The organism is Orenia sp. (genome assembly GCF_055140805.1).
In genome coordinates, this window is the sequence record NZ_JBSQYM010000001.1 from 42,749 (window position 1) to 57,894 (window position 15,146).

The following is a 15,146-nucleotide window of genomic DNA, read 5'->3' on the forward strand; positions in this document are numbered from 1 at the left end:
TTATTACTATTATTTTTCTAAAAATCCCCTTCGAGTCTCAAGAGACTCTTCGTAGTCGTAATTCTTTATTATAAAATAATGAAGAATTACTTCCCTAGACAAAAATCAGCAAAAATTTGGTCGATAATATCCTCTCCAATAGTATCACCAGTAATCTCTCCTACCGCCTCCAAAGCAGCTCTTAAATCAATTGTAATAAAATCATTTGGTAAATCCATTTCAAAGGTCTTCTTCACATCTAATAACATCTGATAAGCCCTATCTAGAGCATTCTTATGCCTCATATTTGTAATTAAAGTCTGATCCTCATTTTTGACCTCACCACTAAAAACTAGATTAGAGATAACATCTTCTAACTCATCAATACCCTGATTTTCAACAGCTGCAGTCTTAACAATAGGTTTATCTTTTAAAATCTCTTCAATCTCTGTAAAATCTAACTTGCTATCAAGATCTAATTTATTAGCAATAATTACAGCATCTTTCTCTTTAATTGAATTCATTAATTTACGATCTTCTGCTGTAATCCCTTGATGAGCATCTAACACTAATAAGACTAAATCAGCCCTATTTAAAAACTCTTCAGACCTCTCTACACCTATTTTCTCTACAATATCCTCAGTATCACGAATTCCTGCTGTATCAATAATTTTAACTGGGATACCATCAATATTAATTACCTCTTCAATAATATCTCGTGTAGTTCCTGGAATCTCAGTAACAATCGCTCTCTTCTCTCTTAGCAAAGCATTTAATAAACTAGACTTACCGACATTAGGTCGCCCAATAATAGCAGTTTCTATTCCCTCTTTTAATATCTTCCCTTTTTGGCTTGTCTTTAATAACTTATCTACCTTCTTAGCTATTCCATCTATTCTATCAGAAAGCTCATCAGAATTAAAGTCTTCAATCTCATCTTCAGGAAAATCGATAGTAGCCTCTAAATGGGCTAACAATTTAATTAAATCTTGTCTAATCTCTCCTACTTTTTGAGAAAGTCCTCCTTCTAATTGGTTGATAGCAACCCTTAACCCAGTTTCAGTTTGAGAACGAATTAAATCGATAATAGCCTCTGCTTGGGCTAAGTCTATCCTTCCATTTAAAAATGCCCTTTTAGTAAATTCCCCTGGGTCAGCTAAACGAGCCCCTTCTTTTAAAACCAAATCTAAAACCTTTCTTAAAGGAACCATCCCTCCATGACAATTTATCTCAACAATATCTTCAGTCGTATAGGTTTTGGGAGACTTCATCACCAAAGTAATAACCTCATCGACAATCTCCTCTGTTGAATTAACTATATGCCCATAATGGGCTGTATAACTATCAACCTCCAATAAGCTTTTACCTCTAATACTTCTAAAGATTTTATTGACAATTTCAATCGCTTCTGGGCCACTAACTCTTATAATTCCGATTCCACCTTCACCAATAGCAGTGGAAATAGCAGCAATTGTATCTTTAACATACATATTTATCACCTCTAGTTTATAAGTTACCCAAATTTATTTTTTCAATAAATAATTAAACAGACCCAGTATTTTAAAATACTGGGTCCCCAAATTATTGCTTTACAATAACTACTTTACGATAAGGCTCCTTGCCTACACTATAAGTATTTATATCAGATTTATTATGCAAAGCAGCATGAATTACTTTTCTCTCTTGAGCAGGCATTGGCTCTAGCATAACTTTACGCCCTGTTTTTTGAGCCTTGTGAGCCATTTTAAGAGCTAAATTCTTTAAAGTATCTTTTCTACGACTTCTATATCCTTCTGCATCTAAAGCTACCCTTAAATAATCTTCTTTGCCTTTATTAACCGCTAAATTAGTTAAGTATTGTAAAGAATCTAATGTCTTTCCTCGATGACCAATTATAATCGCTAAATCGTCACCTATAATATTTAACAAGGCATCTTTTTCATTATTATCTTGAATAATTTCAACTGTAAGATTTAAATCCATCTCTGCTAATAACTCTTCTAAAAATTCTTTAGCCTTCTCTTTCTTATCAACTTTCTTTATAAGCTCTAGTTTAGCATCTTTTCGTCCAATCAGACCTAAAAAACCGCTCTGAGCTTCTTCTAAAACTCTATACTCTACCTTATCTTCTGTAGTATTTAATTCTGCTAATCCTCTACTAAGGGCCTCTTCTATTGTTTTTCCTGTAATAATGACCCTTTCCATATTAATTCGATTCCTCCTTAAACTCCACATCAGGCTCCTTTGATATTAAGTATTGCTGTATTACCATAATTAAATTAGAGATAAACCAGTATAATAATACCCCTGCTGGTAAACTAGCTCCAATAAAGATAATAAATAATGGCATAAATAGAGCCATCTTATTGTCAGCTAAAGCTTTCTGTGGATTAGACTTGATATCATCTAAAGAAATATTTTGAGTTAATAAACTCTGAATTGCTGTAATTACTCCTGTTAATAAGACTAAAGGCATATACCCCTGACTTAAATCCGGTATTATTAAAAATGATTTACCAGCTAAAGCTTCCCACCCTCTTAAAGCTCTATATAATGCAATTAGAATGGGCATTTGAACAACCATCGGTAAGCAACCTGATAATGGATTAATTTTATGTTTTTGATATAACTTCATAGTCTCTTCCTGAAACTTCTGCTGATTATCTCCATATTTCTCTCTTAACTTCTCAATTTCAGGCTGTATTTGTTGCATCTTCTTCATAGAACTTGTCTGTTTATGAGTTAAAGGATATAATATCAGCTTAACAGCTAAAGTTAAGATTATGATTGACAGACCATAACTTTTAGTAAAATTATATAATAATCCTAACAAATTCTGCATTAAATCACCTAGCCAACCAAACATCCCACCTCTACTACTACCTTTTGTAAATTTAACACCTACTGTTGTATCACTAAAGTTAGCTATAACTTCCTTAGAATTATCAACAATAAACTCCTTTGGATTTTCAGTGTAAACATCCTGATTCTCTTTATCACCCAACTTATTAACATTCCAACTTTTAAACTGGTCTTTAGGATAAGCAGTTAAAGTTACTTTATCCCCCTGTGCATACCCCTGTTGATTAGGCTCAATAACAACTGTACTTTCACCAGTATAATCATCTGCTTTACTAATATCTAATTTATATTCTGGATTTGTCGAACATCCAGTTAATATAATTACTACTAAAATTAATACTAAAAATAATCTTTTATTTCTAAACATCATACTCCTCCTAAATAAATTTAGTCTACGGGGTCATATCCACCAGGATGAAAAGGATGGCAACTTAGAATTCTCTTAATTGCCTTAGCTCCACCCTTTAATAATCCATACTTATCTAAAGACTGAATCGCATATGTAGAACAACTAGGATAAAATCGACAAGTACTTTTTGGTTTTAAAGGTGAAATAAACTTTTGATAAAATTTAATTATTATAATTATCATTTTTAAAATTATCCTCATCAATTTCATTCCTTAATTATCTTAGCTTTTTTAAAAAGACGATTTAAAGATTTCTCTATTTGTTGATAATTAGCATCTACAATGGGCTTACGAGCAATTAAAACAATATCAATACCTGTAACTAATTTATCTTTATTATGCCTATAAGTTTCTCTAAAAACTCGCTTAATTTTATTTCTAACTACAGCTTTACCTATTTTTTTACTAACTGAATAACCTACTTTTCTGTAAGAACTATTATTTTGTAGAATATACAAAACAACATAACGATCAGCAATAGATTTTCCATATTTATAAACCTTTTTGAATTCGTAGGTCTTTTTTAACTTTTCATCAATACTCATTTAAAATAATCCTCCTCAGAAATAACAAACTAACCCTCCTCTGTAGTTATTCACAAAGTGTCTTATACAATTATAAATTATCAGCTTGTGTAATGTCAAGAATAAACACCTTACAAACAATTTATCCACAAAAACTGTTGATAAATTGTTTATAATTTGTTATCATTAGTCTGTCTATCTAACTTAAAAGATAAATATTAGTGGTAAAATACCAATAACAGGATTAGTTATCCACAAAACAATATGTTAATTGTGGTTAACTAATCATTTTTTTAGCGTTTAAATTAAATAATCCATAGTTATCCACAGGTTATTCACAATTTCTGTGGATAACTTTGCTTAGGAGGTTATATTTTGAAAAAACAAGATATTAAAGAGATTTGGAAAAGTACTCTTGGTAATATTGAGAATCAATTAAGTAAACCAAGTTTTGAAACATGGTTTAAACCTACTGAAATAGTAGCCATTCAAAGTAATACAATTATAATTGAAGTGCCTAATGAATTTGCTAAAGATTGGCTAAAAACAAAATATTCTAATCTTATCAAAGAAACACTTCTAAAAATTACTGATAAATCTTATCAAGTAAAATTTGTAATTCCTGAAATGACTCAAGAAGAAATTTTTATAGAAGAGGAGAAGGAGGAACAAATAGAACAAACTAAAACTGATACCACCAAAAAAGAAGAACTTGGTAATTCTATTTTAAATCCAAAATATACTTTTGATACTTTTGTAATAGGAAATAGTAATCGTTTTGCACATGCTGCTTCATTAGCAGTAGCTGAAGCACCAGCTAAAGCTTATAATCCCTTCTTCATTTATGGAGATGTTGGTTTGGGAAAAACACACTTAATGCATGCTATTGGACACTATATACTAAAACATAATTCTAATATGAAAATTATGTATTTAACCTCAGAAGAATTTACTAATAGATTAATCAATTCAATTAGATATGATCAAACTGTAAAATTTAGAAATCAATATAGAAATATAGATATCCTCTTAGTAGACGATATACAGTTTTTAGCGGGTAAAGAACGAACTCAAGAAGAGTTCTTCCATACATTCAATGCTCTTCATGATGCTAATAAGCAAATAATAATCTCCAGCGATCGACCACCTAAAGAGATTCCAACTTTAGAAGAACGTCTACGATCAAGATTTGAATGGGGTCTTATTACTGATATACAAGAACCAGACTTAGAAACAAGAATTGCAATTTTAAAGAAAAAAGCAACTTTAGAAGATTTGGAAGTACCAAATGATGTTATTGTCTATATTGCCAATAAAATAGAATCAAATATTAGAGAATTAGAAGGTGCCTTAATTAGAATAGTAGCTTATTCATCATTAACAAATGAACGTATCAGTGTAGATTTAGCCAAAAGTGCACTTAAAGGAATCGTTGTTGATAATAATGTTGAATATCATACAAAAGAGATAACAGTAGACTTAATCAAAAAAGTTGTTTCCCATCACTATGGAATGAGAGTTGAAGAGATGGATTCTAAAAAAAGGACTAGAGCCATATCTTTTCCACGTCAAGTAGCAATGTATATCTCAAGAGAATTAACCGATTTATCTCTACCACAAATAGGTAACCGCTTCGGGGGAAGAGATCACAGTACTATTTTACATGGTTATGATAAAATAAAAAATAAGATACAAGAGGAAACAAATTTCAAAAAAACTATAGATACCTTAATAGATAAAATAAGGAGAAATTAGCTGTGGATAACCTGTGGATAACCTGTGGATAACCTGTGGATAATATAATTTTTCTGTTGATAAATCAACCTGGAAAATTATAGGCTGTGGAATTGTGGATAATTATCAACAACTTATCAACAACTTATCAACAGGCATAAACCCTTATAGCACAATGGCTCGTCATGGTTTTCCACATTATCCACAACACCTACTACTACTACTACTATCTTTTTATATAATATAAAGTATTAATAGATTTTTTTAATAAGAAGGTTTAAAATAAAAGTATAAGGAGGTGCAATATGAGAATAGAGATCAGTAAAAAAGATTTTTTTGAAGGAATTCAAACAGTTAATAGAGCAGTTTCTTCAAAAACAACCTTACCTATACTTTCAGGTATTTTATTAAAAACAGAAGAAGATAAAGTAAAGTTAGTTGCTACAGATTTAGAAATAGGAATTGAATTCTATGTTAAAGCAAATATTATAAAAGATGGAGCTATAGTTTTACCAGCAAAATATTTTACAAGTATAGTCAGAGAATTATCTGATACTCAAATTATATTAACAGCAGATTTATCCAATAATACTGCACAGATTAAATGTGGACAAGCACAGTTTAATATACATGGATCTTCATCTGATGAGTTTCCTTTATTGCCAAAAATAAATTCAAAAACAAGATTTACCATTTATCAAAATACACTTAAGGAAATGATTAATCAAGTAAAGTTTGCCATCTCTGACGATATAAGTAAACCATTTTTAACAGGTGGTTTATTGAAGTTTGAAGAAAAAAACCTCCTACTAGTAGCAACAGATACATATCGTCTATCCTACAAAAAGGTTAAATTTGATAGAAAAGATATAATTGGTGAAGAAGTTATTATTCCTAATAAAACTTTGAATGAAATTTCAAAACTATTAAATAACAATGAAGACTTAGTAGAGATATCAATTACAAGTAATCAAATTTTATTTAAGTTTTCAGGAGTAACTATAGTATCTAGATTAATAGATGGTCAATTTCCTAATTATAAACAAGTAATTCCAAAGAAGAATAATACAAAAGCTATAATAAATAAAGTTGAGCTATTAAACGCTACTAAGAGAGCATCTTTATTGGCTAAAAGAGATTCTAATATTATTAAGATTAATTTACAGGAGGATCAATTAATTATTACCGCCAATGTCCCTGAAATAGGTCAGGCGTATGAAAGAATTTCTATCTCTTTAACAGGTCAAGAGACTGAAATAGCTTTTAATGCTACCTATTTGATGGATTGCTTGAAAGTAATAACTAGTGAACAGGTCATTTTAGAATTATCAGGTTCATTATCACCTGGAGTTATAAAAGATAGCTCTGGTGATGAATATATATATATTATTATGCCAGTAAGAAGTACTTAAAAATAAAGAAGGAGTTGTATAATATGAGAGAGATTAAATTAAATACAGAGAGCATAAAATTAGATCAATTTCTTAAATGGGCTAATTTGGTATCAACAGGTGGTGAAGCTAAAGTAATAATTAAAGCAGGAGATGTTAAGGTAAATGGCGAAATAGAAGAAAGAAGGGGTAGGACGCTAAAAGAGAATGATGTAATTGAATATCAAGATATAGAATATAAAATAATTACCTCTTAAGGGGTGAATGAATTAAATTGTATTTGTCCCAGCTTTACTTAAAGAATTTTAGAAATTATACGGAAGAGCATTTAAAATTTAATAAAAATATTAATCTATTAATTGGTTCTAATGCACAAGGAAAGACAAATATTTTAGAATCAATTTATTTAATTGGAACGGGAGGTTCCCATAGAACTAATATTGATTCAGAATTGATTAATTGGCAGAAAGATGGGTTATATTTAAAGGGCGAATTAATAAAAGATAATCAAGATTATCAATTAGAATTATCACTGTTAGGAAGAAATAAAGAAATTAAGATTAATTCTAATCGTTTGGGTAGAATTAATGATTTAATTGGATATTTAAATATAGTGATATTTTCTCCTGAAGATTTAAGTTTAGTAAAGGGTAGTCCTAATTTAAGGAGAAAATTTATTGATTTAGAGATATCACAAATTAGTCCTTATTACAGGCATTTAATATCTAAATATGGCAAAGTGCTAAAGCAACGCAATAATTTACTAAAAGAAATTAGAGATAATAAGGCTCCACAGGAAATGTTATTGGTTTGGGATCAACAATTAATTGATTTAGGAGCTAAGATAATTAAGAAAAGGCTAGAGTCTTTGATTAAATTAGGGATTTTATCTAAGTTAATGCAAAGAAAAATTACTAATGGTCTAGAAGCTTTGGAATTAAAGTATGATACTGAATTAGAATTAGATAGCAATAGTTCAGAAGAAGAGATCAAGAAATCTTTTAAATTGAAATTAGAAGAAAAGAGAGAGAGAGAGATTTATCAAGGTGTAACGACATTAGGCCCTCATAGGGATGATATCTCGTTAATTGTCAATAATATAGATATAAGAAAGTTTGGCTCACAAGGCCAACAAAGAACTGCAGCTTTAGCTTTAAAATTGGCTGAGCTTGAATTTATGAAAGGAGAAATTGGAGAATATCCAATTTTATTGCTTGATGATGTTTTTTCAGAACTTGACCTTGGTAGAAGAAACCATTTATTAAATACAATAAGAGATAAGATTCAAACTTTTATTACTAGTACTGATTTAAAGAATCTAACTGGTCTTAAAGGAAATTATAAGATTTTTGAAATAAAAAATGGATCAGCAATAGAGGTGTGAGCATGGCTGATTTAATTGAGAATATTTTAAGTAAAACTTTAAATAAATTAGGAATAGAGGAAAAGATTAAAGAAAAAAGAGTGTTGGATTTATGGTCTGAAATAAATGGTAATGAAATAACAAAACATACTGAGGCTAAATATATTAATCAAGGAATTTTGTTTGTTGCAGTGGATAGTCCAGTATGGGCCCATCAATTACTTTTTATGAAAAAAGAGTTTATTAATAAGATAAATAGTAAGATTGGTAAGATAATAGTTAAAGATATTAGGTTCCAGTCTGGAAAGGTTTTCAATGCTAAGACTAAAGTGAGAGAAGAGATAAGTTATAAAGATATTGAACTTAATAATTTAGAAGTACAGGAGATTTCTGATATTGCAAATTGTATTTCTGATAATGAATTAAAACAAAAATTTAGTAATCTATTAGAAATAGAAAGAAAAATAAAGAAGTGGAAACAAATAAATGAGTGGGTTCCTTGTCCAGACTGTTCAGTTTTAATTGATCCTAATGAAAGTAAATGTGTAATCTGTGAATTAAGGGAGAAGAATAAAAAGATAGATATAAATAAACTAGAAGAGATACTAACTAATACTCCTTGGTTGGGTTATAAGGAGATATTAAATATTTATCCAAATATTTTACAAGAAGAGTTTGAAAGAATAAAGAATCAATTGATTGTAAAAATAAAAATTAAATTAGATGAATTAATAACTGATGTTTTGAAAAAAGAGGTTAATTCCAAAGAAGTAAAAGTATTTATTCAAAAATATGTTATGCTAGAAGCAAATGTTCATCCTAAGCATCTTAATAATAGATTGATTGAAAAAATTATTGGTGAAAATTATATGAAGATATATCGTTCTTTGTAAGGAGGGGTTATATTTGTTGCATTTAGGTGCTGGTTATATTATTCCTGCTAAGGATGTAGTTTTGATAGCTGATTTTGAATCAACAACCCATTCTAAAAAAACTAGAGAGTTTTTACAAGTAGCTGAAGAAGAGGGGTTTATTACTGACTTTTCTGAAGGAAATCCAAAATCTTTTATTGTAACTGATGAGACAATTTATTATTCTATGATATCATCTAGTACATTAAGCAAAAGAGTAAATTTTGCTTATAATCTAAACCGTGATGAGTAAGGTCACGGTTTAATAAGTTTAATATGGAGGTTTTATATTTATGGGAAAAGAGATAAATTATGATGCAGAGCAGATACAAGTATTAGAGGGTCTTGAGGCTGTTCGTAAACGTCCAGGAATGTATATTGGTAGTACTAGTCTTAAAGGATTACATCATTTAGTTTATGAAATTGTGGATAATAGTATAGATGAGGCTCTAGCAGGATATTGTAATCAGATTATAGTTAAAATTCAAAAAGATGATATTATAACAGTCGAAGATAATGGAAGGGGTATTCCTGTATCTATCCATCCTAAAATGAATCGACCAGCTGTAGAAGTTGTAATGACTATATTGCATGCTGGTGGTAAATTTGGTGGCGAGGGATATAAAGTATCTGGGGGACTACATGGAGTAGGTGTTTCAGTAGTAAATGCTTTATCAGAGTGGTTAGAAGTAGAGATTAAAAGAAATGGAAAGGTTTATTATCAAAGGTATCATAGAGGTATTCCCCAAGCAGATTTAGAAGTAATTGGAGAGACTGATGAAACAGGAACTAAGATTGCTTTTAAAGCAGATTCTGAAATTTTTGAAGAGATCAAATATAAGTATAGTGTTTTGAGTCAACGCTTAAAAGAGTTAGCTTATTTAAATCGTGGTATTAATATAAATATAATTGATGAAAGAAAAGAAGAGAAAGTAGAGGATAGCTTTGAGTTTGAAGGTGGGATAATTTCTTTTGTTGAAGAGATTAACAATCGTCAAGATCCAATTCATGATGAAGTAATCTATTTTGAAGCTGAAAGTGATGAAGCCCATATAGAGATAGCTATGCAATATAATAATGATTATGTTGATAAAATATTCACCTTTGCTAATAATATTAACACCCATGAAGGGGGAACCCATTTAAGTGGATTTAAAAGTGCATTAACTAGAACTGTTAATGACTATGCTAGAAAGAATAATTTACTTAAGGATAAAGATGAGAATTTATCTGGGGATGATATTAGAGAAGGTCTTGTAGCTATAATTAATGTCAAATTATCTGATCCACAATTTGAAGGTCAAACCAAAACTAAATTAGGAAATAGAGAGATTAGAGGGATAGTTGATTCAGTAACCTCGGAAAAATTGAGTACACTTTTAGAAGAAAATCCACAGATAGGTAAAATTGTTGTGGAGAAAGCAGTAACTGCTGCTAGAGCGAGAAAAGCAGCTAAAAAGGCAAGAGAGTTAACTAAACGTAAAAGTGCATTATCTAGTACTTCATTACCAGGTAAATTGGCTGATTGCTCTTCTAAAGATCCTGAAGAATGTGAAATTTATATTGTTGAGGGTGATTCTGCAGGTGGTTCAGCTAAGCAGGGACGTGATAGAGAATTTCAAGCTATTTTACCTCTGAAAGGTAAGATATTGAATGTTGAGAAGGCTAGATTAAATAAGATTTTAAGTAATGATGAGATTAGAGCATTGATTACAGCCTTTGGAACAGGTATTTCTGATGATTTTGATTTAAGTAAAGCTCGCTATAAAAAGATTATCATTATGACCGATGCCGATGTTGATGGTGCTCATATTACAACCTTATTATTAACTTTCTTCTATCGGTATATGAGGCCTCTAATTGATGAAGGAAATGTCTACATAGCACAGCCACCTTTATATAAAATAACTAAGGGTAGAGGAGAATATTATGTTTATAATGATCGCCAATTAAAAAAATTATTAGAAGAGATTGGCGATAGCGGTATCTCGTTACAAAGATATAAAGGTTTAGGAGAGATGAATCCAGAGCAGTTATGGGATACTACAATGGACCCTGAAAATAGAACATTAAAACAGGTACAAATTAGTGATGCTATTATTGCTGATGAAGTATTTACAACTCTAATGGGGGATAAAGTTCAACCAAGAAGAGAATTTATTCAAAACCATGCTAAAGAAGTCAAGAATTTAGATATTTAGGGGGATATTTATGATAGAATTTGATAGTGAACGGATAAAACCAGTAGATATTGAAGATGAAATGCAAGAAGCCTATATTGATTATGCGATGAGTGTAATTGTTGCTAGAGCTTTACCAGATGTTCGTGATGGTTTAAAACCAGTTCATCGTCGTATTTTATATGCAATGCATGATTTAGGTATGAAACCTTCAAAATCTCATAAAAAATCTGCTAGAATTGTTGGAGAGGTACTAGGTAAGTATCATCCTCATGGTGATAGTGCTGTTTATGATACAATGGTACGGATGGCCCAAGATTTTTCTTACAGATATCAATTGGTTGATGGTCATGGTAACTTTGGCTCTATCGATGGTGATTCTGCTGCAGCCATGCGTTATACTGAAGCACGAATGGCTCAAATAACAACAGAATTATTATCTGATATCCACAAGAATACTGTGGATTTTGTGGATAACTTTGACGGAAGCTTGAAGGAACCAGATGTTTTACCTTCTAAAATACCTAATCTGTTGATAAATGGGACTTCAGGAATTGCTGTAGGAATGAGTACTAATATTCCACCCCATAATTTAGGAGAGGTTATTGATGGGGTAATTACTATAATTGAGAACCCTGATATTAAGATTACTGATTTAATGAAGATTATTAAAGGTCCCGATTTTCCAACTGGTGGTATTGTTATGGGACGGAATGCCATTAGAAGGTACTTTGAAACTGGTAGAGGAAAAGTAAAGGTCAGAGGTAAGACAGAGATTGAGGAATTACCTAATGATAAATCTCAAATAATTATAACAGAACTTCCATATCAAGTTAATAAGGCTAGATTAGTTGAAAAGATAGCTAGCTTGGTTAGAGAGGATAAAGTAGAAGGTATATCTGACTTGCGTGATGAGTCTGACCGGCGAGGTATGAGAGTCGTTATTGAATTAAAAAGAGGAGTAAACCCTAAAATCACTCTAAATCAATTATATAAACACACTAGACTAAAGGTTACCTTTGGTACTATTATGCTAGCTCTAGTAGATGGAGAGCCTAAAGTGCTAGGGATTAAGGATGTATTAAAGCACTATGTGGAGCATCAAAAGGAAGTAGTTACTAGAAGAACACAATATGATTTAGATAAGGCAGAAGCAAGAGCACACATTCTAGAAGGTTTTAGAATTGCTTTAGATAACATTGATAGAATTATTAAAATTGTTCGTTCTGCTGATGATACTGTTGAAGCACAAGAGAACTTAATAAGTGAATTTTCTTTCTCTGAAAAACAGGCAAAGTCTATCTTAGACATGAGGTTACATCGCTTAACTAATTTAGAGAGGGGTAAGATCGAGGAAGAATATAAAGGTCTTCAAGAAAGAATAGAGTATTTCCTATCAATTTTATCTGATGATTTAAAATTATTAGCAATTATTAAAGAAGAATTATTAGAACTGAAAGATAAGTATAGTGATGAACGTCGGACTGAAATTAGTGATGAAATAATTGATATAGATACAGAGGATTTAATTCCAGAAGAGGATATAATAATCACTTTAACTAATGATGGATATATAAAACAACTTCCTTTAGATACTTATCGTAATCAACGGCGTGGAGGAAAAGGTATCATTGGTATTAAGACAAAAGAAGATGATATAGTACAAGATATTTATACTACTTCAACCCATGATTATATATTATTTTTTACCGATAAAGGTCGTGTTTATCGACTTAAGGGCTACCAGATTCCATCAGCAGGTAGACAATCACGAGGAACAGCGATTGTTAATCTCTTAGATATAGAGGCTGATGAGAAAATTACTACGGTTATTACTATTTCAGAATTTGAAGAAGATAGTTATTTATTTATGGCTACCAAAAATGGAATAGTTAAAAAGACAAATCTAGAGGACTATAATACAAATTACACTGGATTAATTGCCTTAAACTTAGATGAAGACGATGAATTAATTGATGTGAAGTTGACTGATGGTAATTCTGATATTATTCTTGGAACTAAAAAGGGAATTGCTATACGCTTCTCAGAAGATAATGTTAGAAGTATTGGACGAACTGCCCGCGGTGTTAAAGGAATTGATCTAGATGAAGATGATAAGGTAGTAGGTATGGATGTTGTAGATGAAGCTAAAGAGTTATTAGTTATTACTAATAACGGTTATGGTAAGAGAACACCTCTTAAGAAATATCGAAGTCAAAGTAGAGGTGGAAAAGGACTAATTACCCTAAATAGAACTGAAAATAATGGAGATTTAATTGATATTAAAGTTGTTACTGAAGATGACGAGATTATGATAATTACTGCTGAAGGAATTTTATTAAGAACTTCTGTTGCAGAAATTTCATCTATGGGACGTAATACCCAAGGTGTTAGAGTTATGAAGTTAAATGAAGGTGATGAAGTTGTATCTATTGGTTATATAAATACTAATGAAGATATTGAAGAAGCTGAAGAAGTTGAAGAAGCTGAAGAAGTTGAAGAAGTTGAAGAAGTTGAAGAAGTTGAAGAAGTTGAAGAAGTTGAAGAAGTTGAAGAAGTTGAAGAAGTTGAAGAATAAAAACAGGTGGGGCATGCCCCACCTGTTTTTATTCTTCTTTAGGTAATTGACCCCAACGCTCTTCTAAAGTTTCAATATTGTATTTGTCAATTAATTTAACAGGAGAAATTATTAACTTAATATTATCTTCTCCATTCTTTATTGTCCGATCCCAATTCCAATCTATTCCTCTTACAATAAAGGATGCCACCATCAATGCTTTTTTGCCCATAGTATAGGGCATCTTATCTACAGTTGCATCTAATTCCCCCTTAGCTACAGCTGTGGAGGCTTCTTTACTTGCATCTGATCCAACCACAACTATTTTTCCCTTCATATTATGTTCTTCTATTGCATCTATAGCTCCTAAAGCTAATTTATCATTATTAGCTAAAATACCATCAATTTTTTTATTGGATTTTAAAATTTCATTTATACTTGCTTTAGCCAATTTTCTTGACCAATTATGATGAAATTTTTCTTTAATTATTTTAATATCCTTATTCTTTTTTAATTCACTTTTATTTCCTATTGTAATATTATCAGTGACATTTGTATTTTTATCACCTTTTAAGATGATAATATTCCCCTTTTTATCTATTTGATCAAGTAGGTAACGGGCTTGTAGTTGACCAACTTTAAAGTTATCAGCACTAATATAAGCATCAACTTTTGATTTTTTCGGTAATCTGTCTAGAGCTACTACAGGAATATTATTTTTATTTATTAATTCAAGTAATTTTTCTCCTTGTTCATCGGTTCTAACAGCATGAACAATAATTATATCTACTTTCTGTTCAATTAGAGATTTAATATCTTCTTCTTGCTGTCTAATATCATTATTTGCATCTTTCCAAATAACATCTGCATTTACTTTTGTTTTATTCTTCATAATTGCTTCTTGCATAACCTTATATACATCTTCTTTCATATTACCCATACTAACTCCTATTACTATCGGGTTTTTAGATTTGCTAGGAATTGTAAAAGGATTTATTTTTTCTGCACTGAATTGGCAACCTCCTATTACTAAGATGAAGAATATTAAAATTATTATTTTACTTTTTTTATTCACAATAATCCCCACTTTGCTATGATTAATATTTTAAATTATAATTGTAAAGATTAATTATATTAATATATCATACGCGTTAACTTAAGCCGAATTTTGACAATTAGTCAATGGAATAGTATATTCCATCAATCTGTCTAAAGTTGTTTTTCGCTTACGTTTCTC

14 protein-coding genes are annotated in these 15,146 nt (G+C 30.5%); 8 read left to right on the plus strand and 6 right to left on the minus strand.

The features are described from left to right. Positions 1 to 86: 86 nt before the first annotated feature. From mnmE to rnpA, 5 genes are all read right to left on the minus strand, one after another. The gene (mnmE, locus tag ACTCDL_RS00210) at positions 87 to 1,469 is read right to left on the minus strand and encodes a tRNA uridine-5-carboxymethylaminomethyl(34) synthesis GTPase MnmE (protein WP_463173178.1); all 1,383 of its coding nucleotides are present in this window, start codon (positions 1,467 to 1,469) and stop codon (positions 87 to 89) included. 91 nt (positions 1,470 to 1,560) lie between these two features. Further along, on the minus strand, positions 1,561 to 2,184 hold the full coding sequence (jag, locus tag ACTCDL_RS00215; RefSeq protein ID WP_463173179.1) for an RNA-binding cell elongation regulator Jag/EloR: 624 nt from the start codon (positions 2,182 to 2,184) through the stop codon (positions 1,561 to 1,563). 1 nt (position 2,185) lies between these two features. Further along, the gene (gene yidC, locus ACTCDL_RS00220) at positions 2,186 to 3,208 is read right to left on the minus strand and encodes a membrane protein insertase YidC (RefSeq protein ID WP_463173180.1); all 1,023 of its coding nucleotides are present in this window, start codon (positions 3,206 to 3,208) and stop codon (positions 2,186 to 2,188) included. Positions 3,209 to 3,228: 20 nt separating this feature from the next. Beyond that, complete coding sequence (gene yidD, locus ACTCDL_RS00225; protein ID WP_463173181.1) at positions 3,229 to 3,432, minus strand: membrane protein insertion efficiency factor YidD; 204 nt, start codon at positions 3,430 to 3,432, stop codon at positions 3,229 to 3,231. 23 nt (positions 3,433 to 3,455) lie between these two features. Continuing rightward, the gene (gene rnpA, locus ACTCDL_RS00230; RefSeq protein ID WP_463173183.1) at positions 3,456 to 3,794 is read right to left on the minus strand and encodes a ribonuclease P protein component; all 339 of its coding nucleotides are present in this window, start codon (positions 3,792 to 3,794) and stop codon (positions 3,456 to 3,458) included. A gap of 354 nt (positions 3,795 to 4,148) precedes the next feature. On the opposite strand from rnpA, the gene dnaA reads away from it, so the two are divergent. The 8 genes from dnaA (at position 4,149) to gyrA (ending at position 13,930) form a co-directional block, all read left to right on the plus strand. Beyond that, positions 4,149 to 5,528: a chromosomal replication initiator protein DnaA gene (dnaA, locus tag ACTCDL_RS00235; protein WP_463173184.1), complete on the plus strand. Its 1,380-nt coding sequence runs from the start codon at positions 4,149 to 4,151 to the stop codon at positions 5,526 to 5,528. Between the two features lie 284 nt (positions 5,529 to 5,812). Beyond that, positions 5,813 to 6,919, plus strand: a complete 1,107-nt coding sequence (gene dnaN, locus ACTCDL_RS00240) for a DNA polymerase III subunit beta (protein ID WP_463173186.1) — start codon at positions 5,813 to 5,815, stop codon at positions 6,917 to 6,919. Positions 6,920 to 6,942: 23 nt separating this feature from the next. Continuing rightward, on the plus strand, positions 6,943 to 7,155 hold the full coding sequence (locus ACTCDL_RS00245) for an RNA-binding S4 domain-containing protein (protein WP_097016827.1): 213 nt from the start codon (positions 6,943 to 6,945) through the stop codon (positions 7,153 to 7,155). A gap of 17 nt (positions 7,156 to 7,172) precedes the next feature. After that, a complete protein-coding gene (gene recF, locus ACTCDL_RS00250; protein WP_463173188.1) occupies positions 7,173 to 8,282 on the plus strand; it encodes a DNA replication/repair protein RecF in 1,110 nt (369 codons plus the stop codon). A gap of 2 nt (positions 8,283 to 8,284) precedes the next feature. Beyond that, positions 8,285 to 9,154, plus strand: a complete 870-nt coding sequence (locus ACTCDL_RS00255) for a DciA family protein (RefSeq protein WP_463173189.1) — start codon at positions 8,285 to 8,287, stop codon at positions 9,152 to 9,154. 13 nt (positions 9,155 to 9,167) lie between these two features. After that, a complete protein-coding gene (gene remB / locus ACTCDL_RS00260; RefSeq protein WP_068714488.1) occupies positions 9,168 to 9,425 on the plus strand; it encodes an extracellular matrix regulator RemB in 258 nt (85 codons plus the stop codon). 40 nt (positions 9,426 to 9,465) lie between these two features. Then, positions 9,466 to 11,373, plus strand: a complete 1,908-nt coding sequence (gene gyrB, locus ACTCDL_RS00265; protein WP_463173190.1) for a DNA topoisomerase (ATP-hydrolyzing) subunit B — start codon at positions 9,466 to 9,468, stop codon at positions 11,371 to 11,373. A 10-nt stretch (positions 11,374 to 11,383) separates the two neighbouring features. Then, complete coding sequence (gene gyrA, locus ACTCDL_RS00270) at positions 11,384 to 13,930, plus strand: DNA gyrase subunit A (RefSeq protein ID WP_463173191.1); 2,547 nt, start codon at positions 11,384 to 11,386, stop codon at positions 13,928 to 13,930. A gap of 28 nt (positions 13,931 to 13,958) precedes the next feature. Here gyrA and ACTCDL_RS00275 read toward each other — a convergent pair whose 3' ends face one another. Next, positions 13,959 to 14,984 (minus strand): substrate-binding domain-containing protein, encoded by a 1,026-nt coding sequence (locus ACTCDL_RS00275; protein ID WP_463173193.1) that lies wholly within the window; start codon positions 14,982 to 14,984, stop codon positions 13,959 to 13,961. Positions 14,985 to 15,146: the final 162 nt, after the last annotated feature.

Bases quoted from the DNA above. Each gene is read 5' to 3' on its own strand.
- yidD (WP_463173181.1), bottom strand. From the start codon at position 3,432: ATGATAATTATAATAATTAAATTTTATCAAAAGTTTATTTCACCTTTA.
- yidC (WP_463173180.1), bottom strand. From the start codon at position 3,208: ATGTTTAGAAATAAAAGATTATTTTTAGTATTAATTTTAGTAGTAATT.
- ACTCDL_RS00255 (WP_463173189.1), top strand. From the start codon at position 8,285: ATGGCTGATTTAATTGAGAATATTTTAAGTAAAACTTTAAATAAATTA.
- gyrB (WP_463173190.1), top strand. From the start codon at position 9,466: ATGGGAAAAGAGATAAATTATGATGCAGAGCAGATACAAGTATTAGAG.
- gyrA (WP_463173191.1), top strand. From the start codon at position 11,384: ATGATAGAATTTGATAGTGAACGGATAAAACCAGTAGATATTGAAGAT.
- rnpA (WP_463173183.1), bottom strand. From the start codon at position 3,794: ATGAGTATTGATGAAAAGTTAAAAAAGACCTACGAATTCAAAAAGGTT.
- jag (WP_463173179.1), bottom strand. From the start codon at position 2,184: ATGGAAAGGGTCATTATTACAGGAAAAACAATAGAAGAGGCCCTTAGT.
- ACTCDL_RS00245 (WP_097016827.1), top strand. From the start codon at position 6,943: ATGAGAGAGATTAAATTAAATACAGAGAGCATAAAATTAGATCAATTT.
- dnaN (WP_463173186.1), top strand. From the start codon at position 5,813: ATGAGAATAGAGATCAGTAAAAAAGATTTTTTTGAAGGAATTCAAACA.
- mnmE (WP_463173178.1), bottom strand. From the start codon at position 1,469: ATGTATGTTAAAGATACAATTGCTGCTATTTCCACTGCTATTGGTGAA.